Source organism: Photobacterium sp. GB-72, assembly GCF_003026095.1.
Taxonomy (GTDB): Bacteria; Pseudomonadota; Gammaproteobacteria; order Enterobacterales; family Vibrionaceae; genus Photobacterium.
The window spans coordinates 1-1,259 of the sequence record NZ_PYNV01000042.1 but is presented as its reverse complement, the minus strand read 5'-3'; the positions used below and the strand labels follow the sequence as shown (position 1 = coordinate 1,259).

Here is a 1,259-nt window from a genome sequence, read left to right as displayed (position 1 = left end):
TGTAGTGGTACATTAAATTTGGCCACCTACTCAGAGGTGATATCATCACCTCTTAACATGGATAGGTGACATCATGACAAAACGAACAAGACGATTATTTAGTGCTGAATTTAAATTAGAGGCAGCACAATTAGTTATCGATCAAAACTATTCAGTAACTGAAGCTGCTCAGGCCATGAATGTGGGTAAATCTACGATGGATAAGTGGGTTCGTCAGTTAAAAGAAGAGCGCCAAGGTAAATCACCGAAAGCTTCACCGATGACTCCTGAACAGATTGAAATACGAGAGTTAAAGAAGAAATTAGCCACTCTTGAAGAGCATAATGAAATCTTAAAAAAAGCCACCGCTCTCTTGATGTCAGACTCATTGAACAATTCTCGTTAATCGAGAAACTCAGGAAGAGCCACAGCATAACAACGTTATGCAAAGTATTTGATGTTCATCGCAGTAGCTATAAATATTGGCAAAGACGCCCAAAATCTATTTCTATTGAATTGATTAAACTGCGTAGTTTAATCAAAGAGGTACATGCTGCAAGCAATGGTTCTGCTGGAGCAAGAACCATTGCAGATATGGTTACGACTCAAGGTATTCCCTTGAGTCGGTATCGTGCATCCAAACAAATGAAAGCCCTTAATCTTGTTAGTTGCCAATCACCGAAACATAGATACCGAAAAGCAAATCAAGAGCATATTGCAATTCCAAATCATCTGAATCGTCAATTTGCAGTTACATCACCTAATCAAGTTTGGGTTGGTGATGTGACTTATGTGTGGACTGGACATCGCTGGATGTATCTTGCTGTGGTTATCGATTTATTTTCGAGAAAGCCTGTTGGTTGGGCGATGTCTCTATCGCCTGACAGTCACTTAACAGGTAAGGCTCTTATGATGGCTTATGAATCACGACATAAACCTAAAGGGGTTATGTTTCACAGTGATCAAGGTAGTCATTATACCAGCAGTTACTACAGACAATTACTATGGCGATGCCAGATTAAACAAAGCTTATCACGACGAGGAAATTGTTGGGATAACGCCCCCATGGAACGCTTCTTTAGAAGTTTAAAAACAGAATGGGTACCAAATGTAGGTTATCGTAGTTTTGCTGAAGCAAAACACGAAATCACTCGATATATTATTGGTTATTACAGCCAATTACGACCACATCAATATAATGGCGGATTAACACCGAATGAATCAGAACGATTATATTGGTTAACCTCTAAAACCGTGGCTAGTATTTGTTGACCACTACA

At 39.3% G+C, this 1,259-nt stretch carries 1 protein-coding gene; it reads left to right on the top strand.

The window, feature by feature from the left end; translation table 11 throughout:
• Nucleotides 1–73: 73 nt before the first annotated feature.
• Nucleotides 74–1,251, top strand: a protein-coding gene (locus tag C9J40_RS21750) for an IS3 family transposase (protein ID WP_107247967.1) whose coding sequence is annotated in 2 segments (ribosomal slippage) — nt 74–329 and nt 329–1,251 — 1,179 coding nt in all. Because the reading frame shifts where the segments join, the coding sequence is not laid out codon by codon here.
• The last annotated feature ends 8 nt before the right edge of the window (nt 1,252–1,259 follow it).